The organism is Flavobacterium sp. SORGH_AS_0622, assembly GCF_030818825.1.
Classification (GTDB): Bacteria; Bacteroidota; Bacteroidia; order Flavobacteriales; family Flavobacteriaceae; genus Flavobacterium.
The window spans coordinates 4,712,382-4,737,343 of sequence record NZ_JAUTAX010000001.1; the positions used below are offsets into that span (position 1 = coordinate 4,712,382).

At 32.7% G+C, this 24,962-nt stretch carries 26 protein-coding genes and 1 tRNA gene; 6 read left to right on the forward strand and 21 right to left on the reverse strand.

Going from position 1 to position 24,962, the window contains the following annotated elements; genetic code table 11:
* The first annotated feature begins 150 nt into the window (after positions 1 to 150).
* Together QE431_RS20265 and QE431_RS20270 are read left to right on the forward strand one after the other, a co-directional pair.
* Entirely contained in the window at positions 151 to 603 is a 453-nt protein-coding gene (locus QE431_RS20265) for a hypothetical protein (protein WP_281866813.1), read from the forward strand.
* 115 nt (positions 604 to 718) lie between these two features.
* The gene (locus QE431_RS20270) at positions 719 to 1,279 is read left to right on the forward strand and encodes a hypothetical protein (RefSeq protein WP_307299721.1); all 561 of its coding nucleotides are present in this window, start codon (positions 719 to 721) and stop codon (positions 1,277 to 1,279) included.
* 522 nt (positions 1,280 to 1,801) lie between these two features.
* On the opposite strand, the gene QE431_RS20275 is transcribed toward QE431_RS20270, so the two are convergent.
* Genes QE431_RS20275 through QE431_RS20285 form a run of 3 tightly spaced genes read right to left on the reverse strand, consistent with a single transcriptional unit; the run spans position 1,802 to position 4,645 of the window.
* Entirely contained in the window at positions 1,802 to 2,761 is a 960-nt protein-coding gene (locus tag QE431_RS20275) for a lipid A deacylase LpxR family protein (RefSeq protein WP_307299723.1), read from the reverse strand.
* Entirely contained in the window at positions 2,748 to 3,533 is a 786-nt protein-coding gene (gene mtgA, locus QE431_RS20280) for a monofunctional biosynthetic peptidoglycan transglycosylase (protein WP_057115154.1), read from the reverse strand. The genes QE431_RS20275 and mtgA overlap by 14 nt, the downstream gene beginning before the upstream one ends.
* Positions 3,533 to 4,645: an FAD-binding oxidoreductase gene (locus QE431_RS20285; protein WP_307299727.1), complete on the reverse strand. Its 1,113-nt coding sequence runs from the start codon at positions 4,643 to 4,645 to the stop codon at positions 3,533 to 3,535. The genes mtgA and QE431_RS20285 overlap by 1 nt, the downstream gene beginning before the upstream one ends.
* Positions 4,646 to 4,906: 261 nt before the next feature.
* On the opposite strand from QE431_RS20285, the gene QE431_RS20290 reads away from it, so the two are divergent.
* The gene (locus tag QE431_RS20290; RefSeq protein ID WP_307299729.1) at positions 4,907 to 6,808 is read left to right on the forward strand and encodes a S9 family peptidase; all 1,902 of its coding nucleotides are present in this window, start codon (positions 4,907 to 4,909) and stop codon (positions 6,806 to 6,808) included.
* 176 nt (positions 6,809 to 6,984) lie between these two features.
* A complete protein-coding gene (locus QE431_RS20295) occupies positions 6,985 to 9,423 on the forward strand; it encodes a hybrid sensor histidine kinase/response regulator (RefSeq protein WP_307299730.1) in 2,439 nt (812 codons plus the stop codon).
* A gap of 26 nt (positions 9,424 to 9,449) precedes the next feature.
* Here QE431_RS20295 and QE431_RS20300 read toward each other — a convergent pair whose 3' ends face one another.
* From QE431_RS20300 to pdxA, 12 genes are all read right to left on the reverse strand, one after another.
* Complete coding sequence (locus tag QE431_RS20300; protein WP_281866817.1) at positions 9,450 to 10,799, reverse strand: sigma-54 dependent transcriptional regulator; 1,350 nt, start codon at positions 10,797 to 10,799, stop codon at positions 9,450 to 9,452.
* Positions 10,800 to 10,927: 128 nt separating this feature from the next.
* Positions 10,928 to 11,224, reverse strand: a complete 297-nt coding sequence (locus tag QE431_RS20305; protein ID WP_307299731.1) for a hypothetical protein — start codon at positions 11,222 to 11,224, stop codon at positions 10,928 to 10,930.
* Between the two features lie 15 nt (positions 11,225 to 11,239).
* Positions 11,240 to 11,533 (reverse strand): PepSY-like domain-containing protein, encoded by a 294-nt coding sequence (locus QE431_RS20310; protein ID WP_057115159.1) that lies wholly within the window; start codon positions 11,531 to 11,533, stop codon positions 11,240 to 11,242.
* 25 nt (positions 11,534 to 11,558) lie between these two features.
* Positions 11,559 to 11,843, reverse strand: a complete 285-nt coding sequence (locus tag QE431_RS20315) for a hypothetical protein (protein WP_307299733.1) — start codon at positions 11,841 to 11,843, stop codon at positions 11,559 to 11,561.
* A 29-nt stretch (positions 11,844 to 11,872) separates the two neighbouring features.
* Positions 11,873 to 12,169, reverse strand: coding sequence for a hypothetical protein (locus QE431_RS20320; protein ID WP_057115161.1), 297 nt, complete (start codon positions 12,167 to 12,169; stop codon positions 11,873 to 11,875).
* A 76-nt stretch (positions 12,170 to 12,245) separates the two neighbouring features.
* On the reverse strand, positions 12,246 to 12,542 hold the full coding sequence (locus QE431_RS20325; protein WP_307299734.1) for a hypothetical protein: 297 nt from the start codon (positions 12,540 to 12,542) through the stop codon (positions 12,246 to 12,248).
* Between the two features lie 358 nt (positions 12,543 to 12,900).
* Positions 12,901 to 14,247: an acetyl-CoA carboxylase biotin carboxylase subunit gene (gene accC, locus QE431_RS20330; protein ID WP_057115163.1), complete on the reverse strand. Its 1,347-nt coding sequence runs from the start codon at positions 14,245 to 14,247 to the stop codon at positions 12,901 to 12,903.
* Positions 14,248 to 14,357: 110 nt separating this feature from the next.
* Positions 14,358 to 14,843 (reverse strand): acetyl-CoA carboxylase biotin carboxyl carrier protein, encoded by a 486-nt coding sequence (gene accB, locus QE431_RS20335; protein WP_057115164.1) that lies wholly within the window; start codon positions 14,841 to 14,843, stop codon positions 14,358 to 14,360.
* A 23-nt stretch (positions 14,844 to 14,866) separates the two neighbouring features.
* Entirely contained in the window at positions 14,867 to 15,865 is a 999-nt protein-coding gene (locus tag QE431_RS20340) for a beta-ketoacyl-ACP synthase III (RefSeq protein ID WP_057115165.1), read from the reverse strand.
* A 172-nt stretch (positions 15,866 to 16,037) separates the two neighbouring features.
* Complete coding sequence (gene rpmF, locus QE431_RS20345; RefSeq protein WP_008465217.1) at positions 16,038 to 16,232, reverse strand: 50S ribosomal protein L32; 195 nt, start codon at positions 16,230 to 16,232, stop codon at positions 16,038 to 16,040.
* Between the two features lie 9 nt (positions 16,233 to 16,241).
* Entirely contained in the window at positions 16,242 to 16,784 is a 543-nt protein-coding gene (locus QE431_RS20350; RefSeq protein WP_057115166.1) for a DUF177 domain-containing protein, read from the reverse strand.
* Between the two features lie 105 nt (positions 16,785 to 16,889).
* Positions 16,890 to 17,939, reverse strand: a complete 1,050-nt coding sequence (gene pdxA / locus QE431_RS20355; protein WP_134142668.1) for a 4-hydroxythreonine-4-phosphate dehydrogenase PdxA — start codon at positions 17,937 to 17,939, stop codon at positions 16,890 to 16,892.
* Positions 17,940 to 17,996: 57 nt separating this feature from the next.
* Between pdxA and QE431_RS20360 the strand changes: the two genes are divergently transcribed.
* Positions 17,997 to 18,587: a riboflavin synthase gene (locus QE431_RS20360; protein ID WP_057115168.1), complete on the forward strand. Its 591-nt coding sequence runs from the start codon at positions 17,997 to 17,999 to the stop codon at positions 18,585 to 18,587.
* Between the two features lie 31 nt (positions 18,588 to 18,618).
* Here QE431_RS20360 and QE431_RS20365 read toward each other — a convergent pair whose 3' ends face one another.
* Complete coding sequence (locus tag QE431_RS20365; protein ID WP_307299747.1) at positions 18,619 to 18,885, reverse strand: hypothetical protein; 267 nt, start codon at positions 18,883 to 18,885, stop codon at positions 18,619 to 18,621.
* Between the two features lie 430 nt (positions 18,886 to 19,315).
* Between QE431_RS20365 and dcm the strand changes: the two genes are divergently transcribed.
* A complete protein-coding gene (gene dcm / locus QE431_RS20370) occupies positions 19,316 to 20,302 on the forward strand; it encodes a DNA (cytosine-5-)-methyltransferase (RefSeq protein WP_307299748.1) in 987 nt (328 codons plus the stop codon).
* On the opposite strand, the gene QE431_RS20375 is transcribed toward dcm, so the two are convergent.
* The 5 genes from QE431_RS20375 to QE431_RS20395 form a co-directional block, all read right to left on the reverse strand.
* The gene (locus QE431_RS20375; protein ID WP_307299750.1) at positions 20,299 to 20,718 is read right to left on the reverse strand and encodes a very short patch repair endonuclease; all 420 of its coding nucleotides are present in this window, start codon (positions 20,716 to 20,718) and stop codon (positions 20,299 to 20,301) included. The genes dcm and QE431_RS20375 overlap by 4 nt on opposite strands.
* Before the next feature lie 159 nt (positions 20,719 to 20,877).
* Positions 20,878 to 20,951 (reverse strand) — tRNA-Ile (locus QE431_RS20380).
* Between the two features lie 146 nt (positions 20,952 to 21,097).
* Positions 21,098 to 21,502: a methylmalonyl-CoA epimerase gene (gene mce / locus QE431_RS20385; RefSeq protein ID WP_307299751.1), complete on the reverse strand. Its 405-nt coding sequence runs from the start codon at positions 21,500 to 21,502 to the stop codon at positions 21,098 to 21,100.
* An 11-nt stretch (positions 21,503 to 21,513) separates the two neighbouring features.
* Positions 21,514 to 23,871: a hypothetical protein gene (locus QE431_RS20390; protein WP_307299753.1), complete on the reverse strand. Its 2,358-nt coding sequence runs from the start codon at positions 23,869 to 23,871 to the stop codon at positions 21,514 to 21,516.
* Positions 23,831 to 24,721 (reverse strand): hypothetical protein, encoded by an 891-nt coding sequence (locus tag QE431_RS20395; RefSeq protein ID WP_307299754.1) that lies wholly within the window; start codon positions 24,719 to 24,721, stop codon positions 23,831 to 23,833. Before QE431_RS20395 ends, QE431_RS20390 begins: the two co-directional genes overlap by 41 nt.
* Positions 24,722 to 24,962: the final 241 nt, after the last annotated feature.

A 24,962-nucleotide genomic window follows, 5' to 3' on the forward strand; every position in this document is an offset into this window, starting at 1 on the left:
TTAATTAAATGTAAAGATTTTAATTATTAAGCATATTATCAAAAGGTTAAGTGTTTCTTTAAAGTTAAACAATGCCAATTCCCGAAATATTTCTTTATTTTTATTTTTGTCAAAATCTAAACAAGTAAACCTTTCGGACAATAAAAACAAATGGAGCAAACCTTAAAAATTAAATTATTCCCTTTATTACTAAAACTTTCTATAACTGCGATTACAATTTTCATTGTTACTTTTATACAAATTTACTGGGCAATGGGAAGCCTTTCTGAAAGAAGTTCAAGCAGCTGTCTCGACTGTTCTTTTTCTTATGACGCTTATTTAATGTCTTTCATTTGTTCAATTTTATTATCAATAGTTTTTCGGTTTCTTTCTTTCCTTAAAAACAGCTATTCAATAGTTTTTCTTCAATTATTATTCTTAATTTCAATATGGTTTTTCTGGAATTACAGCATTTTTGTTGATCGAGAATCTTCGTGGAGCACATTTCTATTTACAGAAGAATTGCTTCATACGCTTACATTGTCATTTTTACCTATTTCCATTTTATCTATAATTACAGTATTTACATTACATTATATTCTAAAAAAGCATGAGTCGAAATAAAAAATAGTATTGAGATTCGATCTCATTATCAGTATATTTCTTTATATAAATTTCAAAATAATCGTTAAAAACAAACCGCTGATTGTTTAATTATGTTTCATTAAAATCTTAAATAATGTCTGAATTAAGTTCTTTATTCTCTAAATTAAAAATCACAAAAGCGCAGCTAGAAAATTTTTTAAAAAGCGCTCCCGAAAAACCAACCTTAAACGACAACTGGCAAAAATGGTGGGACAGCCGTGAAATGTATTCTAAAATGGATTTAACGCCAGAATATCTTCGTTACTACAATGAAAAAACCAATCAGGAAGTTCTTGATGGATGGATGGAATACAAACAAGCAATGGCTTTTTCAGACTATGATGAAGCGAAAGAAGAATGGCAATGGGGATTGCTGTTTTTCAGTGAAAATTATGTTGAAATGCTGCCCATGCTTGCTTTTATCGTTAGTATGGAAAAATTCGTTACCGAAAGCACGGAAAACAGAGCAATAGTTTACCCATACTTTTGGGGAGACAGCAATGTTGATGCTTATATTTATTTCGAAAATGGAAAAGCAGTATTAAGTCCGCAAGTAAAAAGCACTTCTGATGTAAATGTCGCTCTAATGGAAAATACTATAGTTTGTCTGGATCAAAAATGGGAGGATTTGTCTAAAAACATGGAAATGGATTAAATCCGAAAGCATTTAAAGTAGATAGCGTGGATTTGTAAAAAATTTTCACTTATTATCAAACTTCTTCCTTCATGTATTTTAAGTAATACTTCAAAAAATACAAAGGAAAAAATGCCCCAGCAACTGGTATGTTTATACCCCAAAGAGCCTCATAATTCATAGTCTGCTTTTGTACAATCATTAATAAAATAGAGATAAGAATAGGAAATATGTAGTAAGTTCTTTTTTCGTTTTCTCTATCAAAATAAATAAATATTGACGAAAGGAATAAAAGGGCATACAAGAACAGATTAAACATAGAAATCAGAATCAATCCTCTATCATTGTATTTGTAATAAAAATAGGTTAAGAATAGTAATAAAATATCCAACGACAAAGTTTGGAATCAAAAACGATCCCCATTTATAGCTCATAAAAGCATAAAAGACAAAAAAGAAGAACAAGAAAAAATAATTCCAAATAACTTTTAAACTTTCATTTTAAAAAAATCTTCACGTCTTAACGCCTTTGTGCATAGAAAATCTACCTCAACAAAAACCCCATTCGAATCGATCCATAAAAATAACCGCGATTTGTATCATTAACATCACCTTTTGATTCGCGTCCACGGTAAAGGAAAGAATACGAAATATTGAAATTATTGTGACGGTATTTTAAACCTGCTTCACCATTAAAACGAAGTGGAACCAAATCGAAGGTAATTGGGTTGGTATGATTAAACAAGCTGCCTTCGATTGTGGCATCGTAAAATTGGTAATTTACACTTGGTGCCATGTAGAAATAAAACTCCCTTATATTAGGCTGTGCTTCTGAATTTACAGAAGCATGATACATATTAGAATTGTAAATTGGTGTCAGTCTTTTAAAACCAAATCTTGCCATAAAACCTGTTGAAACACCTGTATAAATTGTTCCCAGCCTGCCTTCTGATTGAAAGTACAGATCAATAAAATCGTTGTGTTTTGAAGGAAACATTTTTTTAGCATACATTACATGCGCTTGTATTCCAAAAGCGTTGTGAAGTTGATGTTCCCAGCCGTATACTTTTTTATAGCCAATTAAATTATGAAAACCTACCTGTGTTTCTTCTCCTAACGCGTTTGGTCCCATAAAGCCCAGCTGAAAATCGGTTTTTAAAACTGACTCACTTTGATAAAAAAAGCTTCTCCCTGCTTCTGCAAAAAGATAGGCAGTAAAGGGCCTATCGCTTACATACTCTGCTTCTTTATTTATAAATCTCGGATTATAAATATATTGTCCGATACGGAACTCTGTTACTTTTTTATTGATTTTCGGATTTTCATTCTTTGATAAAAAACGATAAAAAATCTCCAATCCGTTAGTGTAATACATGTCATTTTTAGACGAAGTATACAAATCGTTATCCGATATAAAACCTATTTCTGAAGTTTTTCCTTGTCCAAAAGTCAACGTTACTGTTAATATCAGAAAAGCAAAAAAAGTCTTTTTACTTTTTCCCATCACCTTTATAATTGATTTTTCCAACGTATCGCATTTCGCGCACAATTCGTTCTTTTCTTCTGTTGATATAACTTGAAGAACCTGTAGCCTTAAATTTTCTTGGATTTGGAAGAATGGCCGCAATTCCTGCCGCCTGCATTGGCGTTAAACTTGAAGCATCGCGACGGTACCAATGTTCTGTTGCAGCATAAGCTCCATAAACACCATCACCCATTTCGATACTGTTTAGATAAACTTCCATAATACGTTCTTTGCCCCAAATCAATTCTATTAAAACCGTAAAATAAGCTTCGAGACCTTTTCGCAAATAACTTTTTCCCTGCCATAAAAAGACGTTTTTGGCGGTTTGCTGCGAAATAGTACTTCCACCGCGAATTCGGCGTCCGCGTTCATTGCTTTTATAGGCTTTTTGAAGTGCTTTAAAATCAAAGCCATTATGCGTTAAGAAAGTAGCGTCTTCACTAGCAATTACTGCTTTTTGCAAATTCATTGAGATTTTCTCAATTGGTTCCCAATCGTGATCAAAATAAACTTCCTTTCCTCCCATTTTATTTTCGATAGCTCGAATGATCATTAAGGGTGTAAAAGGAACGGGAACATATTTAAAAAATATAACCGACCCAATTGATAGTCCGAAAAACCATAAAGCTGCTTTTATAAAAAACCACTTTATTTTTTCTCCTAAAGATCGATTTCCTTTTTTAGGAGACGATTTTGGTTTTGGTTTCGCTGCGGTTGTTTTTTTTGGTACTGGTTTTTTGGGTGCTGCCATTATATTAAATCTGCTAATTCTGTTCCTATTAAACTGCCTATTGCTACTCCCATTCCGCCTAAACGCACTCCACAAAACACGTTTTCAGACAGTTGAGAAACAACAGGGTTTTTACTGTTTCCGACTCCCATTATGCCGCTCCATCGGTGCGCGATCTGAAAATCCTGATTTGGTAAAATTACATTTTTCAGCAAATCTTCCAATTTATTTTGTACAATTTTCGTCTGTCCAAATTCGATCGTGGTTTCTGCTTCAAAATCTAAATTTCGTCCTCCTCCTAATAAAATTCGATTATCAATATTTCTAAAATAATAATAACCGCGATCTAAATGAAACGTTCCTCTTATATCTAAATTGTGAATGGGTTCTGTAATTAAAACTTGCGCCCTTGCGGGTTTTACAGCTCCGCTGGTTAAAGATCCCGCAAAACCATTTGTTGCAAAAAGCAATTTATGGGTTGTAAAATTAAAATTGTTCAGAACAACTTCAACATGATTTCCCGCATCTGCATAAGAAGTTACCGTTTGCTGATTTAGAATTAAAATATTGGCAGCAACTGCCTGCTTCAATAATTCCTGCATCATATTTCCAGTATCAATCTGCGCTTCAAACGGATTAAAAATCAAATATTCCTGAATATTTCCAAATCCAAAACGGTCTATTTCTTTAGAAAAAACATCAGCTTTGAAAAGTGGTTTTAGTACTTCATTAATAAAAGAAATTTTAGAAACACATTCATTAAATCCGAATTCATCTTCTTTCAAAAACAATTCATATCCTCCGTAAGGTTTAAAATCGATCGCAGAATCTCCTAATCTTTTTCGAAGCAGCTGCAAACCTCTCCAACGTTTTTCTATAAGATTTACTACATCATCTTCTGAATGTGTTTTTAAATCTTCCAAAATTTCAGAAAGGCTTCCAAAACACGCAAAACCAGCATTTTTTGTACTTGCACCCTGAGGCAGCATTCCTCTTTCGAGAACAAGAATTTTAGCTGTCGGAAATCTTTCGCGTAAGCGCAATGCCGTATGCAGGCCAACGATTCCGCTTCCCACAATTGTATAATCTATATTCGTGAACCAGTTTTTTAATTCCCAATAACTTAATTCCATCTTTTCTAAATTCCAATATTGGGTTAAATTACAATTTTTTAAATTCCAAATTTTAAATAAATTCCAATATTTTATCCCAAGGGTTCGGGACCAAATTTCGAGTTTTCTTTTTAAATTTTCAATCACCACAATTTTTGGAATTTGTTCCCGAACCCTCGGGATAAAAATTAGAACTTTTAACATTTTTTGGGATTTGGAATTTAAAATATTGGAATTTTATTGTTGTATTTTTAGCGCCACAAAAAATAGAATAATTTGATTATGAAAAAAGTATTATTAACAACCTTAATAATGATGAGTTTAAACGCTATCGGACAGAATGTTATGTCACCAGAATTGTTATGGAAATTAGGAAGAGTGACACCTCTTGGCATTTCTAAAGATGCAAAAAATGTTGTTTTTAAAGTTTCTACGCCTTCTGTAGAAGAAAATAAGTCGACTTCTAAAATTTATACGATTCCTGTAAATGGAGGAAATGCAGTTGAAATTAAAGATACAAAAGATATTTTGGCAGATAAAAATATTTCGCCAGATGGAAAATTTATCGTTTACAATGAAGAAGTAAAAATTGACAAAGTTTTAGGAAAAGATTTTTATCCAAAATTAACCAAATCTGATGCGCAAATTTATGATGGTTTAGATTACCGTCATTGGGATACTTGGAACGAAGGAAAATTTAACCATGTTTTTTATAAAGAAAACAAAGACGGCTCAAAAGGAATCGACATCTTAAAAGGAGAAAATTTTGATTCTCCGCAAAAACCTTTTGGCGGTGACGAGGATTATATCTGGTCGCCAGATAGCAAAAGCATTTTGTATGTGTGCAAGAAAAAAGCAGGAACTGCTTACGCGATTTCTACCAATACAGATATTTATGAGTACAATTTAGAAACTCAAAAAACCATTAATAAAACTGAAGGTAATTTGGGTTACGATACGGCTCCGCAATTTTCTCCAACAGGAAATTTAACTTGGCTGCAAATGAAACGCGACGGTTATGAGTCTGATAAAAACGATATCATTGTTGAGTTTAAAGGAATCAAAACTAACTTAACGGCAAACTGGGACGGAACTGTAGATAATTTTATGTGGAGTACAGACGGAAAAACAGTTTTCTTTGTGGCTCCAATTGACGGAACGAAACAACTTTTCTCTGTTAATTTTCCTGGTTTAGCTAAAATCGCAATCAACGTTCGCCAATTGACAAACGGAGATTTTGACGTAAATGATTTAGTAGGTTTTTCTGGAGATGATATTATTGTTACCAGAACAGATATGAATCATGCTGGTGAAATTTTTTCTTTTAATTTGAAGAAAAATACTTGGAAACAGCTTTCAAATGTGAATACAGAAACGTACAAATCTTTAACTTTAAGCAAAACCGAAAAACGTTACGTTACAACTACAGATGGCAAAAAAATGCTGGTTTGGGTAATTTTGCCTCCAAATTTTGATGCTTCTAAAAAATATCCAACTTTACTATTCTGTCAAGGCGGGCCGCAAAGTGCGTTGACACAATCGTATTCTTTCCGTTGGAATTTCTCTTTGATGGCCGCAAAAGGTTATATCGTGGTTGCTCCAAACCGTCGTGGAATGCCAGGACATGGTGTTGAATGGAACGAGCAAATTAGTAAAGATTGGGGCGGACAAGTTATGGATGATTATCTTTCGGCAATTGATGATGTTGCTAAAGAAAAATACGTTGACAAAACTCGTTTAGGATGTGTTGGTGCTAGTTACGGCGGATATTCTGTGTTTTATTTAGCTGGAATTCACAAAAACCGTTTCAAAACTTTTATTGCTCACGATGGTGTTTTCAATACTGTTTCAATGTTAGGAACTACTGAGGAAGTTTTCTTTAACAACTGGGATTTCGGCGGGCCTTACTGGGAAAAAGATAATGCTGTAGCTCAAAAAGCTTATACTACTTTTAATCCTGCAACTCTGGTTCAGAATTGGAATAAACCAATTTTAATTTTCCAAGGAGGAAAAGATTTCCGTGTGCCGATCGGGCAGGGACAAGAAGCTTTTCAAGCAGCGCAGTTAAGGGGCATTAAAAGCCGTTTTGTTTATTTTCCAGATGAAAATCACTGGGTGTTAAAACCTCAAAATGCTCAGGTTTGGCAAGGTGAATTTTTTAAATGGTTAGATGAAACGCTATAATTTATAAAAGATCAATTTTACAGCCGTAGATTTTACATAATCTACGGCTGTTTTTATTTGTAAACCTTACAATTATGTAACATATTGAAGAGATTTACTTTTCGGTAAACAGATTTTTTTAGATAAATTGCAGGAGTTTAGATTCATCCCAAATTTAAAAACATTTTCAGCAAAATATGGAGAGCAAAAGAAGTTACACGGCACTCAAAGTTTTATTCAGCTATGTTGCATTATTGGCTTTGGTTGTTACAGTTGGATGGTTTTTATATTCTGAAAATGTCGTTTACAACAAATTGGAAGACAAAATCGCTTTCGAAAAAACCAAAATTCTTAGAGTCAGTAAACTTTTCTCAAACGTTTATAAAACAGAAAGTTTAGCAAGACAGACTATTCAAAATAACTCCGAAAAAGATTTTAAAAATTATTTGATAGAGACAGATTCGCTTCGTCTTCGCATTGATACTTTAAAACAAATTGTTACTACAGAATACCAAAAAACACTTCTGGATAGTGTGACTTATCTTTTATCTGAAAAGACTAAAAACATCAAGCAGTTAAAAGAAATAAAAAATAAAGCAGATGACGAAACTTCTGTAAATAATGCTATTGACGAAATCACGAAAATGGAGTTTAATTTGAGAAAACTCGAACTTCAGGATTTTACTAAAAACCCAAATCAATTGGGAAGTTATCAGCGTGGTGTTTTACAGCGATATGTAGATTATCTCAATCAAAATATTCCAGACGACAGCACCAATACGTTGAGCAAAAAAGCTTCGGATTCTATTTTAGCAAATTCTAAAAAGCTGTTGAGCACCGTAAAAATGAAAGCTGAAAAGAAAAAAGAATCCCTAAATTTTGAAGAAAACAAACTGCTTCAAAACGAAATGGCGATTTCAGATCAGCTGCGAAAAGTACTTCGAATTATTGAACGAGAAATCATTATCAATTCGATAAAAAACAATTCACTAAAAGAAAAATCACTAAAAAGAGTCAATGAAATCGTGACGGCTTCTGCTGTTATTGGTTTATTGCTGACAGTGTTTTTCTCTATTTTAATTGTGAGTGATTATTCTAAATCACAGGTTTATAAAAAACAACTGGAAATTGCCAATTTCAAAACCAAAAACCTTCTTAAAAGCCGCGAGCAATTAATCTCGACTGTAAGCCACGATTTAAAAACTCCTTTGAGTACGATTGTGGGATATTCTGAACTTTTAGGAAATTCAGATATTAATACCAAGCAGTCTTATTTTGTAAAAAACATTAAAAATTCTTCTGAATATATTACACAGCTAGTACAGGATTTATTGGACTTTTCGAAGATCGAAGCGGGAAAAATTGCCATCGAAAAAGTTCCGTTTTTACTTCCCGAAATTATTGAAGATGTTGCCAAAAACATTCAAACTGTTTACAAGGAAAAAAATATTGACCTGATTATTAATGTCGATGAAAAGTTTCAGAAACGCATTGTTGGCGATCCTTTTCGACTAAAACAAATCTTAACCAATATTATTGGAAACGCTTATAAATTTACAGAGGAAGGACACATTAGAATTGCCGCTTACGCGAATGAAGACCAGACTTTTACTATTTCTATTCAAGATACCGGAATTGGAATTGAAAAAGGAAATCAAAAATTAGTTTTTGAAGAATTTGCGCAGGCAAATGAAAATATCGAGAAAAAATATGGCGGCACTGGTTTAGGGTTATCGATTTGCCAAAAGATTATTTCTATTTTGGGCGGAACTTTGAGTTTAGAAAGTATTTATGGCAAAGGAAGCACCTTTAAAGTTGAACTGCCATTAATTTTTGATAATAGTAGCCAGCCAACTACAACTGAAGTCAAAAACAAGCCATTAAAAAGCACTAAAAAACAAACTTTTATTGTTGTTGATGATGACATTAATCTGTTGAATCTAACGAGTGGTGTTTTAAAACAAGAACAACATCAGGTTTTATCTTTTAGCAATCCTGCAAAGGCTTTAGAAACCATTCAAAACACGCCTTTTGATTTTGTGATTACTGATATTCAGATGCCAGAAATCGACGGATTTTTGTTCTTAGAAAAGCTTCGTGAACTTCCTGATTCTGTTTTCAAAAATCAGCCCGTAATAGCGTTAACTGGTCGAACAGATTTGGACCTTTCGGTTTATAAAGAAGCTGGTTTTTCTACTGTTGTCAAAAAGCCATATTCGCCAAAAATTTTGCTCGAAACTATCCAGCATATTTTAGACAATGAAGAAATTCCAGATACTGAATTTTCAGAAACTGCAGAAAATCATTCTTCTCAAATGTATTCTTTAGATACTTTAAAAGATTTTCTTGGTCAAGATGAATCCGCTTTGAAAGAGGTTCTAAAATCTTTCATAGACAGCAGTATAGAAAATATAGGTCTTTTGAGCACGGCTATACAAGAAAACAATCACGACGAAATAAAATCGATTGCACATCGTATTGCACCAATGTTTAAACAAATTCAGGCGAATGAAATTGGTGAAATTTTAAAGAAATTAGAAAAAGACAATTTGAATACTTTAGATCTGGAAAGTATGTTTATCGATTTAAAAGAAAAAATGAATGACCTTTTTGAAGAATTAAAACAAGAGGTATAAAAAAAGTAAAGCATTTAAAAAATGCTTTACTCTATGTTGTATTGTTTCAATTTATTATAAAGCGTCTTCCTAGTAATTTTTAAGAGCTTCGCTGCCTCCGATTTATTATTCTGTGCTTTTGATAAAGCGTGAATAATAGTCTCTCTTTCATTTTCAGATAATGACATTCCTGCTGCAGGCTGTTGTTTTTGAATTTGAAAAAATTCTGCTGGAAGTACATCACTTTCAATAAAATTACCACGAGATAAAAGAGTTGCACGTTTTACGCAATTTTGCAGTTCACGTAAATTACCTGGCCAATTGTAGTTTTGAAAAATAGTAACTACTTCTGGAGAAAACCCAATAATATCTTTATTTAATTGCTGATTGGCTTTTTCTAGGAAATAATCTGCAAAAACCATTAAATCTTCGTCACGATCTTTTAAAGATGGTGACTGAATAGAGAATTCGTTGATTCTATGATATAAATCTTCTCTAAAATCGCCGTTTTTTACTGCCTCGCGCAAATCTTCATTTGTAGCTGTAATAATGCGTATATCGACGTTTATTTCTTTATTACTTCCAACGGGTTTAATTTTTCTTTCTTGAAGTGCTCTTAACAACTGAATTTGATTTTCGTATGAAAGATTTCCAATTTCATCCAAAAATAATGTTCCACCATTTGCTGCTTCAAAATAACCCATTTTATCACTGATCGCTCCTGTAAAAGATCCTTTTAAATGACCAAAAAATTCACTCGCAGCTAATTCTTTCGGAATAGCACCGCAGTCAACTGCTATAAAATTATTGTTTTTTCTCTGGCTTTGCTGATGTATACTTTTTGCAATAATTTCTTTTCCAGTTCCGCTTTCGCCGATAATTAAAACCGACATATCAGTAGGACTGACTAATTCAATATGATCTAACAGTTTTTTAGAAGCAACAGAAATTCCTTTTACAAACTCATTTTCTGTAGAAACTGTTTTTTTGACTTTCTTTTTTTCTTTAACCGGAGTTTCGGTTTCGTCTTCCAGCTCTTGCGATTTTAGAGCGTTAGTAATAACTAATAAAACCTCATCGGGATTGAAAGGTTTAGAAATATAATCCGCCGCACCATTTTTAATGGCTTTGACTGCAGTATTTACATCCGAATATCCCGTCATCAAAATGACTGGAATATTGGGGTATGAATTTTTGAATTCTGACATTAAAGCAATACCGTCAAAATCAGGCAGACGAAGATCTGTCAAAATCAAATCGAAAGATTCGTTTTTAACTGCTGTACGCGCTTCTGCAGCAGAGAAAGCTATTGTTACATCGTAAGCTTTTTTAATTAGAAATTTTTCTAATAATTTACAAAACGCGATGTCATCTTCTATCAATAATATCTTCGGCATTTGAGTTTAGGGAGTTTTTTGCTAAAATAAGACTATTAAAATTGTATTTTCACAAAATTATGCAAAAAAAAAGAGATTGCACGCTGCAATCTCTTTTTCACCAAAAACATAAATCTAAATTCACCTAATTATATTTTCAACCAGTTACCATTGACATCTGAGTAAACAGTAGCCTTTTGGTCTCCAACTGATATATCGAGTTTATACTCTTTTTTTTCGTTTACAAATGCTTTCTCCAGTTTTGCTCCTGGATAAGCTGTCTGCAAGGCTGTTTTTACAGCTGCAGGCACAGCATCTGCAGCAACTTCTGTGTATTCTGACTGAACAAGCACAGTAGTATTACTATCTTCTGAAACCGGCAATACATTTGCATGAATTGACATTGTTCCAAAAAGGATAACTGCTGATAACATTAATTTTTTCATGATGCTGATTTTTAATTATTTTTTAATGATATTACCAGAAGCATCTGTAAAAATAGTATACTTCTTGTCTCCATTTGAAATCTCAAGTTTGTACTCGTTTTTCTCGTTTTTATAAGCTTTTTCAAGCTTAGTTTTCGGGAAAGATTTTTCAACTGTAGACTTTACTGCTGCTGGAACGGCGTCTGCAGCTACTTCAGTAAATTCATCTTGAATTAGTACTGATTGAGAAATCGAAATTGCTGGCAGTATAGCGGCATTTACCGATAAACTTCCTAAAACAATCGCTGCTGATAAGATTAACTTTTTCATAATATTGTGGTTTAAAAATTATTTTTTAAAGAATGTTACCAGAAGCGTCTGTAAAGACAATTGACTTTTCACCTCTAACAGTGATCTCAATTTTGTACTCCTTTTTGTCATTTACCCATGCTTTTTCAAGCACTACACCAGGATAAGCCTCGTCTAAGCCTTTCTTTACAGCTGCCGGAACTCCGTCTACTTCTTTATATCCATCCTGATCATTAACTGTCTGTACCATTGGGCTGGTTACAGCAGTGGTTTCTGCGTGCATCGACAAACTGCCTAAAACAATTGCTGCCGATAGAATCAACTTTTTCATAGTAATAGTTTTTAAGGGTTAGTCTTAGATTATTTTTTAATCCAAGTTCCGTCTGCGTTTGCAAAAAGATTTCCTGTTTTATCTCCAACAGTTACTTCTAACTTGTACTCAGATTTTGTGTTTTTAAATGCTTTAGTAAGCACAGCATCTGGATATGCTTTTTTAAGAGCATCTGTTACTGCTGTTGGAAGCTCTTCCAATTTAATTTCTGTATAATCATCTTGGATAGAGATTGTTTTTACGATAGTATTTGAAATTGGCGAAGTTGAAGCAAATGATGTTAAACCTCCCAAAACGATTGCGGCTGATAAAAATAAATTTTTCATGATAGTTATATTTTAATGTTGTTAATTTGATTTTAGTATTCTTGAACTGGATTTTCACACCAATCTAATTTTTAGATTATTTTTTAATCCAAGTTCCGTCTGCATTAGCGAAAAGATTTCCAACTTTGTCACCAACAGTAACGTCAAGTTTGTACTCTGCTTTTTCGTTTTTATATGCTTTTGTAATTACTGCTTCTGGATATGCTTTTTTCAAAGCTTCTGTAATTGCAGCTGGTAATTCTTCTAATTTGATCTCTGTGTATTCGTCTTCAATAGAAATCGTTTTTACGATTGTATTTGTTACTTGTGTATTTGAAGCGAATGAAGTTAAACTTCCTAAGACAATTGCGGCTGATAAAAATAAATTTTTCATAACGTATATATTTAATATTAATAGTTGTTTACGCTTTAGGTAATGAAATTATTATGCCGTAATGAAAAAGAAGTGTGCCAAACCCTACAAAGCCCTATATTTAAAGGGTTTGCTTAAATATGCCAAAAAAAAGAAAAAAGAAAAAAGTGTGTAAAAGCTAAAAAAAGTGTGTAATAAGTAAACACTTAAAGTGTAACCTAAGAAGAAATTTCAAATTTTAAAATTCCAAATTCCAAATTCCAATGTTTGAGATTCAAATTATAACTCCAAGTTGGAATTTGGAGTTTATTTATTGGAATTTTAAATAAAGTGCATATAAAAGAAAAAAGGCTGTCAAAAAAATTGACAGCCTTTATAATTATTCTGGATCTTTCATTTTAAATGTATCCATAAATGCAGTTGTATAATCTCCTGCGATATATTGTGGATCATCCATTAATTGTCTGTGGAAAGGTATTGTAGTTTTTACACCTTCAATTACGAACTCGTCCAAAGCTCTACGCATTTTGCTGATAGCTTCTTCACGAGACTGCGCTGTTGTAATTAACTTAGCAATCATAGAATCGTAGTTTGGCGGAATACTATAACCTGAATATACGTGAGTATCTAAACGTACTCCGTGTCCTCCTGGCATATGAAGCGTAGTAATTTTTCCTGGTGAAGGACGAAAATCGTTATAAGGATCTTCAGCATTAATACGACATTCGATAGCGTGTAATTCTGGAAGATAGTTTTTACCAGAAATTGGAATTCCAGCAGCAACCATAATCTGCTCACGGATCAAATCATAATCAATAACTTGTTCTGTGATTGGGTGCTCAACTTGAATACGAGTATTCATTTCCATGAAATAGAAGTTTCTGTGTTTGTCCACTAAAAACTCTACAGTTCCAGCTCCTTCGTATTTAATGAATTCAGCAGCTTTTACAGCAGCTTCTCCCATTCTCGTACGTAAGTCATCTGTCATGAAAGGTGAAGGAGTTTCTTCAGTAAGTTTTTGGTGACGACGTTGTACAGAGCAGTCTCTTTCAGAAAGGTGACATGCTTTTCCATAAGAATCTCCAACAACTTGAATTTCAATATGACGTGGTTCTTCAATAAGCTTCTCCATATACATTCCGTCATTTCCGAATGCAGCAGCAGCTTCTTGACGCGCGCTTTCCCAAGCTTTTAAAAGCTCTTCTTCTTTCCAGATAGCACGCATTCCTTTTCCACCACCACCAGCAGTAGCTTTCATCATAACTGGGTAACCAATTTCTTTAGCTACTTTTTGTGCATGTTCGTAAGATTCTAATAATCCGTCTGAACCTGGCACACAAGGAACTCCTGCAGCTTTCATTGTAGCTTTTGCAGAAGCTTTATCACCCATTCTGTCAATCATTTCTGGAGCAGCACCGATAAATTTAATTCCGTGCTCTTGACAAATTTTAGAGAATTTAGCATTCTCAGAAAGAAAACCGTATCCTGGGTGTATTGCATCTGCATTTGTAATTTCTGCAGCTGCAATGATATTTGACATTTTCAAATACGATAAGTTACTCGGAGGAGGACCAATACAAACCGCTTCATCAGCAAATTTAACATGTAAACTTTCTGCGTCGGCTGTAGAGTAAACTGCAACAGTTTTGATTCCCATTTCCTTACATGTACGAATTACACGAAGTGCAATTTCTCCTCTATTCGCAATTAATATTTTTTTAAACATCTTATTTTAATTAGATAATTAGACAATTTGATAATTAGATAATTTTAGATGATTAACAAAACTTATATTATGAACCATTCTAAAATCTAAAATCTAAAATCTAAATTTATTTATGATGGATCTACTAAGAATAAAGGCTGGTCAAATTCTACTGGAGACATATCGTCAACAAGAATTTTTACAATTTTACCAGAAACTTCAGATTCGATTTCGTTGAATAATTTCATTGCTTCAATTACACAAAGAACATCTCCTTTTGAAATAGTGCTTCCTACTTCTGTGAAAACTGGTTTGTCTGGAGATGGTTTTCTATAAAAAGTTCCAATGATTGGAGATTTTATAGTTATGTATTTAGAATCGTTAGCAGCTGGTGCTTCTGGAGTTACATTTACAACTGTTGGAGCAGTAACTTGTGGAGCTGTTACCTGAGGTAAAGCTGCCTGAGTTGGTAATTGCTGCACGTAAGTTGCCTCAGTTACATTTGTTTCTAAAGTTGTTCTGATCGTGATTTTTACATCATCCATTTCTAACTTCACTTCTGCAACGCCCGAATTTGCAACAAATTTGATTAGGTTTTGAATTTCTTTTAAATCCATAATGATTCGTTTTTAGTTTTAATTTATTTCTTATCGTAAGCCCATTTTAAATAGATAGATCCCCAAGTGAATCCACCACCAAACGCAGCAAAGATAACATTATCTCCTTTTTTAAGCTTATCTTCAAAATCTGCCAATACTAATGGTAAAGTTCCAGAAGTAGTATTACCATATCTTTCGATATTTACTAATACTTTAGAATCATCCAATTCCAATCTTCCGGCAGTAGCATCAATAATACGTTTGTTAGCTTGGTGTGGCACTAACCAATCTACATCTTGATTTGTCAAATTATTTCTTTGTAAAATCAATTCGCTGGCATCGGCCATATTAGTCACAGCATATTTGAAAACAGTTTTTCCGTCTTGCATAATATTGTGCTGTCTGTTTTTTACAGTTTCTTCAGAAGGCGGAATCAAAGATCCTCCAGCTGGAATTTTAAGAAAATCGCGTCCTACACCATCACTTCTTAAGTATTCATCCTGCAAACCTAGACCTTCGTAATTTGGTTCAAAAAGAACTGCACCAGCTCCATCACCAAAAATAATACAAGTTGCTCTGTCTGTATAATCTACAATTGATGACATTTTATCTGCACCAATTAAAAGTACTTTTTTGTAACGTCCTGACTGAACATAAGCTGCAGCAGTAGACATTCCGTATAAGAAACTTGAACATGCAGCCTGCAGATCGTATGCAAATGCATTTGTAGCCCCAATTTCTGTTGCAACAAATACTCCTGTAGAAGCCACCATCATATCTGGTGTTGCTGTTGCCATTATAATCATATCAATCTCTAAAGGATCAATATTTGCTTTTGCAATTAAATCTTGCGCTGCTTTTATAGCAAGATAAGATGTGCCTTTATCAGCATCTTTAAGAATTCTTCTCTCTTTAATTCCTGTTCGAGTAGTAATCCACTCGTCATTGGTATCAACCATTGTTTCTAAAACTTTGTTAGAAAGTACAAAGTCAGGAACGTAAGCGCCAACAGCGGTAATAGCGGCTGTGATTTTATTCATTATATTCTATTATTTCCTTTCAAATACTGCGATTTGAAAAATTTTTAAAAGACTTGAAAATTACAAAAAAAAACGAAGCGATTTTGTCTATATTTTCTTAAAAAACAAAAATTATAACCAACAAAAAAAACTCTCACTATGTGAGAGTTCTAGTATAATTTACAAAAACGTATTAAGCAACCGCTTCAGATTTATCGATAACAACTTGCCCTCTGTAGTACATTTTACCTTCATGCCAGTAAGCTCTGTGGTATAAATGCGCTTCACCTGTAATAGGACATGTAGCGATTTGAGCTACAGTAGCTTTATAATGTGTTCTTCTCTTATCTCTTCTTGTTTTCGAGGTTTTTCTCTTAGGATGTGCCATTTTACTATATTATTTATCCGTTAATAGTTTCTTTAATTTTTCCCAACGCGGGTCAATATCTTCTTCTTTATTACTCTCTTCCTTTTGTTCTTTTACACTTAATTCATTCAATTTTGTCAAAGCTTCGGTTTGTAATGTTCCGTCTTTAACACCTGGATGAATTCTTTTTTGAGGCACCGAAAGTGCAATCATTTCATAAATGTATTGTGACACATCTAATTCATGTTCTCCATGCGGCAAAATCAACAATTCTTCATTATCATTATTGAACTCGTCTCCAAAGCGAACAATTAATTTCATTTTCCCTTTTATAGGAAGATCAAAATCTTCGCCTGTTAGATCACAAGGCACATTTACAGTTCCTTTGTGTTTGAATTCTAACTCTAACATGTTGCTTTTCTTTTCGAAAACCAAATTCACTTTAATATCTGAACTTTGAAACTCTTCATAGTCAAAGTCCTTAAAGAACGTGTTATTTATTTGATACTCAAAATGGTGTTTTCCTAGTTTTAATCCTACGAAAGGAATTAAAAATTCTTTTGTTTTGCTCATTTCAACATCAATTTGATCAATTCAGTTCTATAACTAGATGTCTGAATTGGGGTGCAAAGATATAAAATTATTATAAATCTAATAATCTTATTCACCTTTTTTTGTTTATAACTGTTTTTCTTTTATTTTAAGAGGTTTTTGGCTAATCTCCTCATACTGATTACGCGAGCGAAAAATGTCTATTGCAAGATAGACTGCCTCTGTAAACGAATTGTGATCTGCCATGTCTTTTCCAGCAATATCGTAAGCTGTACCATGATCTGGAGAAGTCCTAACTTTATTCAAACCAGCTGTATAGTTCACGCCTTTTCCAAATGACAATGTTTTAAACGGGATCAATCCTTGGTCGTGATACATTGCCACAATAGCATCATATTTTTCGTATTGACCGCTTCCAAAAAAACCATCCGCAGGAAATGGACCAAAAACCATTGTTCCAGAATCGAATAGCTTCTTTAAAACTGGCTTCAAAACCAAATCATCTTCTTTTCCAATGACACCACCATCACCTGCATGCGGATTTAATCCTAAAACTGCAATTTTCGGCTTCACTATACTAAAATCTTGAATTAAAGATTTTCTAATCGTTTCAATTTTTTTAGTAATCAATTCTTCTGTTAAATGAGAAGCCACCTCATTTAAAGGCACATGATCTGTAATTAAACCCACTCTTAAGTTATCCTGCACCATCATCATAAGCGCATTGCCTTCTAATTCCTGATTTAGATAATCTGTATGTCCTGGAAATTTAAAACCTTCAGATTGTATGTTATACTTATTAATAGGTGCTGTTACCAGAACATCTATTTCGTCATCTTTTAAAGCTTTTGTTGCTGCTGCAAAAGATTTTATCGCATACTCCCCTATTTTTGGATCATTTACACCAAAATTTACATCAATACTTTCTTTCCAAAGATTTAAAACATTTACTTTTCCAGGTACAACTTGATCTAATTTATCAATCCCGTGAAACTGAACTGTAGAGGTAAAACTTTTTTTTACGAAAGAAAGAATTTTAGCATTTGCAAAAATAACCGGCGTACACAATTCTAACATGCGAGAATCCTCGAATGTTTTTAATATAACTTCGCTTCCAATACCGTTTAAATCTCCTACTGAAATTCCAACAATTATATTTTCTGCTTTTTTATTCATGAGCTCAGTTTATTTATTACTAATTTTGATGTGCAAATTTAGTAAAATAAAACCACAATGTTCACAGGAATTATAGAAACCCTTGGTACGATTCACGAAATCAAAAAAGACCTTAACAATCTTCACGTAACAGTAGACTCTTCGATAACTAACGAATTAAAAATAGATCAAAGCGTTTCGCATAACGGAATCTGTCTTACCGTTGTAGCCATTAAAGATTCTCTTTATACCGTAACAGCAATCGATGAGACAATTTCAAAAACCAATATTGGTGATTGGAAAGCAGGCGATATTGTAAATTTAGAACGAGGCATGAAACTTGGCGATCGTCTTGACGGACATATTGTTCAAGGCCATGTTGACCAAACAGGAACGTGTATTAAAATTGAAGAAGCCAACGGAAGCTGGAATTACACTTTTGAATACGATAAAGATTTAAATAACATTACAATAGAAAAAGGTTCGATTACTGTAAACGGAGTAAGTCTTACAGTTGTGAATTCTAAAACTCATGAATTTAGTGTTTCAATTATTCCTTATACTTATGAACACACTAACTTTAAAGACTTCAAAGTTGGAACAAAAATCAATTTAGAATTTGATGTAGTTGGAAAATACATTTCAAGACTATATTCTATTAATAAATAACTTACTGATTTCCTATAAAAAAAGCTTCAATTTAAATTGAAGCTTTTTTTATTTGATTTTTATATATTACGGTCGCACCTAATGCTAAACCGCCAATTAGTAAAAACACGATATTTTGATCTATTGGAAATGGCGGGTTACAAAATGGCTCACAATCATCCTCACTCATTGTGGTCATACTTTCAGTACTTTTCCCTGCCATATCTGGAGGGGGAGGATTACTTGATCCAGCTGCCATAAAGGAAACATTTAAAATTATTAAAGCAACTGCTAAAAATGGGGCTTTTAGATTTTTCATAAAATTCAAGCTGCTAAAGCAAGCTATAATTATTAACAAATATTCTTTAATAGAAATTTTGCATAAATACATTCCTATTTGCAAAATCTTGGACAAAAGTATAAGTTTTTTGCACAAAAGCAATATTTAAAACAAAAAACATAAAACAAATTTTAACACTTTTTTCAACAAATAGCTTAATCCCTTTTTAGAAAACGTTGTAGCTCATAAAAAGCTCATTTTCATTACTATTTACTAATTCAGCAAGCTTATAAGAATTTCCTGATTTTAAAAAAAGAACAGTAACTGTAACCAAAATTTCTTTATTAAAAGTTACGTAAAAACTTAAACCTTGGATCTTATTTTTTTACACGGGAACAATCTTTTGAATTAATATATTTGCATTGGCTATCAATAAAAAAACAAGCTCTTTTTTAAAAACCAAAAAACAATGAAAAACAAATATACAGTTGGAAGTTTATATGCTGGTGTCGGCGGTATTTGTTTAGGCTTTGAAAATGCAGGTTTTAAACTAGAATGGGCGAATGAATTTGATAAAAAAGCCTGTATCACTTACAGAAACAATTTCAACCATACTCTTATAGAAGTTGATGTAATGGAGATTGATGTTAAAAATCTTAAAAAAATTGACATTCTTACCGCAGGATTTCCTTGCCAGCCATTTTCTCTTGCTGGTCATAGAAAAGGCTTTAATGACAGCAGGGGAAATCATTTTTTTAAAATATTGGATTTCATTGACGAGATGAGGCCGAAGGTTGTATTTCTTGAAAATGTAAAAAATTTAAAAAGTCATGATAACGGAAATACAATGAAAGTAATTCAAAGCGAAATAAAAAAACGCAATTATACTTTTGACAGCGCTATTTTGAATACCAAAGATTTTGGAAACATTCCGCATAGTCGTGAAAGGATATTCATGGTTGCTTTCGATAAAAGTTTCGTAAAAAAAGGCTTTAAATTTACCTTTCCTGAAAAAGAACCGTTAACTAAAAAGATTACCGATTTAATCACAAAAGAAAAAGTCGATAAAAAATTCTATTACACGCAAGAGAAATATATGTACAACATGCTGAAACAAGCTGTTGTGAGTAAAGACCGAATTTACCAGTTTAGAAGACAATACGTAAGAGAAAATAAATCTAAAGTCTGCCCCACGCTAACTGCAAATATGGGAACCGGCGGACATAATGTTCCTATTATAACGACAGATTTTGGTTTTAGAAAATTAACCCCAAGAGAATGTTTTCGTTTTCAAGGTTTTCCCGACACTTATAAACTACCTTCTATTTCAAATTCTAGTCTTTATAAGCAGGCTGGAAATTCCGTAAGCATGCCCGTGATTGAAAGATTGGCCTCGGAAATATTTAAGTGCATTGAAAAAATTGAAACTAAGAAAGCAAAAGCTCAAAAGGTTTAAATACTTAAAAGCATTATTGTTCCTTCAATTTTAGCCAAACACACATCTAAGTTTTTTCTAATTTCTTGACTCCAAAACCTTAGAACTGTCCAATTTTCTGAAACTAGAAAAGCATTGACTTCTTCATCTCTTTTCATATTCCTTTCAATTTTCGGAATCCAATATTCGCGATTTGATTTAATTCTCAATTGCTGAACTTCCCAATCTTTTCCGTGAAAGAATTCACTGTCTACAAAAATGGCAATTTTATATTTGGCAAAAGTAATATCCGGTTTGCCAAATATCTTTTTATTGTTTTTTCGATATCGGTAACCGAGATTCCACAAAGCTTTAGCAAGCCTTATTTCGTCTTTTGTAGCAGTACTTTTTATCGCCTGCATATTTTTCCTCCTTTGTTCGGGAGTTAAATTATCCATCGTAAGATTAAATTTGTTTCTTACAGATAAAGTTAGTTATTTAACGGAAATGAAAATTCAATTATTTGAGGTTAAATATTGTATTATTTTCATTTTAAAATAGGAAGAAAAACAAAAAAAGCCTTTACATTGCTGTAAAGGCTTTTATTTCTAAAGAAGTGGTCCCACCTGGGCTCGAACCAGGGACCACCTGATTATGAGTCAGGTGCTCTAACCAGCTGAGCTATAGGACCGGTTTAGAGGATGCAATATTACTACTATTTTTGATTCACTCCAAATATTTTAAGACATCATTTGTATTTAATTTTAAATCTTTTGCTGAATTTCAAAAACGAAATTGATTTTCAATGTCTTATTTAAAAATTAAAATGACATTTTTTTATTTAATTTCCTGACAAAGCTCCACCAAAACACCATTTGTGTTCTTCGGATGCAGAAAAACAACCAATTTATTGTCGGCACCTTTCTTCGGAATTTCATTTATCAACACAAAACCTTCACCTTTTAGGCGAATAATTTCTGCTTCGATATCATCAACGTCAAAAGCAATGTGGTGAATTCCTTCTCCTTTTTTTTCCAAAAATTTAGCAATCGGACTTTCTGGATTTGTTGCTTCTAGAAGTTCGATTTTATTATTACCGGTTTGAAAAAAAGAAGTCAGCACGCCTTCACTTTCTACAGCTTCCATTTTATAGGATGGAACGCCCAGCATTTTTTCGAACAAAACATTGGCATCATCCATATTTTTTACTGCAATTCCAATATGTTCTATTTTGTTTACCATTGTTTCAAATTTTATTGATTTACATAAGTATTAAAATAACCACATTCTGCAATTACATCTTGATAATACTTTGTATCTGAATAGTCTTTCTTTAAAGCTTTAAAAGAATTCCAAGCAATAAAATTAACTTTATCATCTTGAATTTCCCAGTAACTGTTTATGTTATTATACTTTTTATTGTAATAATCATTTCGTTCGCATTTTGAAATCAGATACAGACATTTTGCTTTTTGTTCTTTGTTCGAAGCAGCTTCAAAAGCTTTTTGGTAATACATTTTCGAAACTGAATTATTGGTAATCATTTCTTTCATTGCATTTCTAAACGAATACGGACTCGAGCCATAACCCACAATATTAATTTCGTAGAAAGTTCTTCCGTTCCCGAAATGAGAAATATTATAAAATGCATTTCCTAACAAAAGACTATTGGTATAAACATCTTCTTTCTGCGCCAATTTTTCCTTCATCGATTTTATCGTAGTCAGAAAATCCATGTAGGTATATTTTCTTTTTTGATAAGCGACATGATCACAATCGTGACAATCTTTAATGCTTCCGTTGAACGGATTTCCTAAAAATTTATAATATTGAACTGAATCTGTCTGCTTCAAATATTCGATCGCTTCAGGAATTTTGTTTTTGAAAGTCGCCTGAACTGCCTGAAAATTATTAATATCTTTCAATTTCAAACTATAAATTCCAGCACCAATTTTCTCGATTTCGGTTTTATTGGTTTTTTCTAAAAAAGCTTTCATTGCCAGCAATTCCTTTTCATTATCATAAAATGAATTTCCATCGTTCCAATAGCTGTAACGCGATTCGTTAAACAATTCTGCCATTACTGGATTTGACTTTGCTTTGTATAAAGCTGCCAAATAATTTTTACTCCATTGAAAAGCATTTTGATAACGAAACTCACTTCCTTTATAATTTTTTGGCAGCTCAAAATAAATCCAATTTAGGTCTGCTAAAACGGTTTTTACATTGTTGTCATCTAGTTTATCTATTTTGCTCAAGTTATTTACAAAACGCAATAATCGAATTTGATAACTTGCCAGTTCGGTTTTTGGCAGCGTTTTTACTGCTTTAGTGTAATTCTTGTCTGCATTTGCATAATCGCCTTTTAGCGTTTGAAGATAGCCTACTGCAATATCCCACAAATATGGTTTTTCTGTATTTCCCGCTGCAGAAATTTTAGCAATTAAATCAAATGCACTTTTGTCAATCTTTGCTTGATTTTCACTTTTATTTTCTGCGATTGTCTGAGGTTTGGCAGGTTGATTTTCACCTGCATTCTGCTGAAAAGAATTATTGATTTTTTGCTCCAGCGAATTCACCAATCTTGTTGCTAGATAATTTAAATGTTCGCTTTTTGGATCTAGTTCATAAATCTTTTCGATCGCTTGTTTTTCATCTTTATAATAACCGTGGATTGCCCAAAGCGCTGCTTTCTCACTATTATTTTTAGCCATTGCTAAAGCTTTGGTCCAATCCGATTCATTTTTGGGGTGAAAACTATACGCAGTTACCACGCGTAATTCTGGACATTTATCAAAAACCTGGGCATATAAATAGTTAGAAACCGCATATTTTTTCTGTTGGTAATTGATTCCTGCAACATACGCCAAAGCACGGTAATACAAAGTGTTTTTTGCTACAGAACTTTCTGTTTTATTAAAAAAGTCAATTGCTTTTTGTTTATCATTACTATAAAAACGAGCCTTCATCGTTAAAAACCAATATCTGTTTTTCAAAAATGGATCTGATAAAGTGTTGTACACATTTTCGATAGATTGAATCATCTTTGCATCATTGAATGTTTTTGCCACCACTGGATCGTAACTCCAGTAATCTTCTCCAATAGAAACCGTTTCAATTTTTTGAGCTAAGTACAAGAATTCAATAAAATCCTTAATCTTCTCGTCTTTCAAATTAATCTTTTTTCCCCATTTCTGCGAACTCTTATTTTCTTTTTTGCTTTTATAAAAAACATGAAGATCTGTAATTTCTTCTTTGTTTTTAATCGCATTTTTATCGTCAGAATAGTATCTTGGCTTTTCGTCACCAATCAAAAAATAATTTACTGTTGTTGTGTCAACTTTTCCTTTAAGGTAATTCGCCCAATCCGATTTTATGTTTCCATTAAAACGGGAATTGTGCTGCGTATCAAAACCAATTCCGTAAAAAATTCCTCCTGATAAAAATAGAGGAGAATAGGATTTGTCTGCAAAAGTTTCTGGCGTAAAATTAGAATTATAACCAAAGAAATCCCAGTCGTCTCCGCCGGCACAGGCATAAATAATTCCGTATATCGAAAGTAAAGCGAGGCTAAAACTCAGAAATAACTTGTTCAAAAATATTCTTTTCATAATTGTTTAAATTGAATTCGTCTAAATCGTAAAATATAATTTCTTTTGGTTTTTGTGGCAGATTTTCATCCAGATCGTCTGCCATTTCTTTTAAATCTTTTGTGCTGATTTCTTCTATTTTCAATAAATCTTTCTCTTCATAAAAAATACCATTCTTATAGTTAGATTGTTTTACTCTGAAAAAAATCGGGCTTATTTTTTCAAAATTCGAATCTTGAAGCAGGTCTTTTATATTCATTTTCGAACGAAGTCCGATTACTTTATTATTTCTAATGTGAACTCCCCAAGAATAAATGGGAAGTGCCAAATCAAGATGAAGCGGATATTTCTTCAAACTCTTCAAATATTTTGAAGCTGCTTTTTGATCGTAAATAGAATTTAGGGAATCTGGCGCAATCGATCCCATGTTGTAGTACATTAAAACTCCAGAATCGACATTTGGGATTTTTGTTTTTTTGAAATATTTGACCTGATGCAGTCGAATTGTTGCCGAAAGTTTCTTCTTCGATAATTTTTTAAAAACTTCCACAAACTTCAAATAATTGTCTTTACTGTCCAACGACCAATCGCAGTCAATTTGAATTTCGTCACAAGATATTTTATTCTTTTGGTTGATTTGTTCAATAAAATCAAATGTTTTCTCAGCCAAATCATTGACATCCAGATTGGGTTGCAGCATTACTTTATTCTGAATAAAAACAACTGGAACAACAGCATATTGATTAAGATTTTCGTCAAATCGAATTGGACTAACAGGAATTGGATTTTTTGTCTCTGGATGAAGTCCAATATCAAAATATCTTACATAAATTTTTTGAACTTTGTTTTCACTCAAAACTTCTTTTTCCATTTTTGAAAATTTTAATATTGTTTTCCAATAATAAAAACAAATAACAGGCTTTTCGTTTTTACTGCAGGAGAAGAGTAAAAAGAGAAATAAAATTGGAAAAAGTCGCTTTAACAAAACTTGGAAAATTACATTTAAACCCAAAAGTAAGAAATTATGGCTCTTTAAAATATTCGAAACCATAAAAAATAAACAGAAATGTAATTTTTTTAAATCCTAATAAATGGATAAAAAATTTCAATTA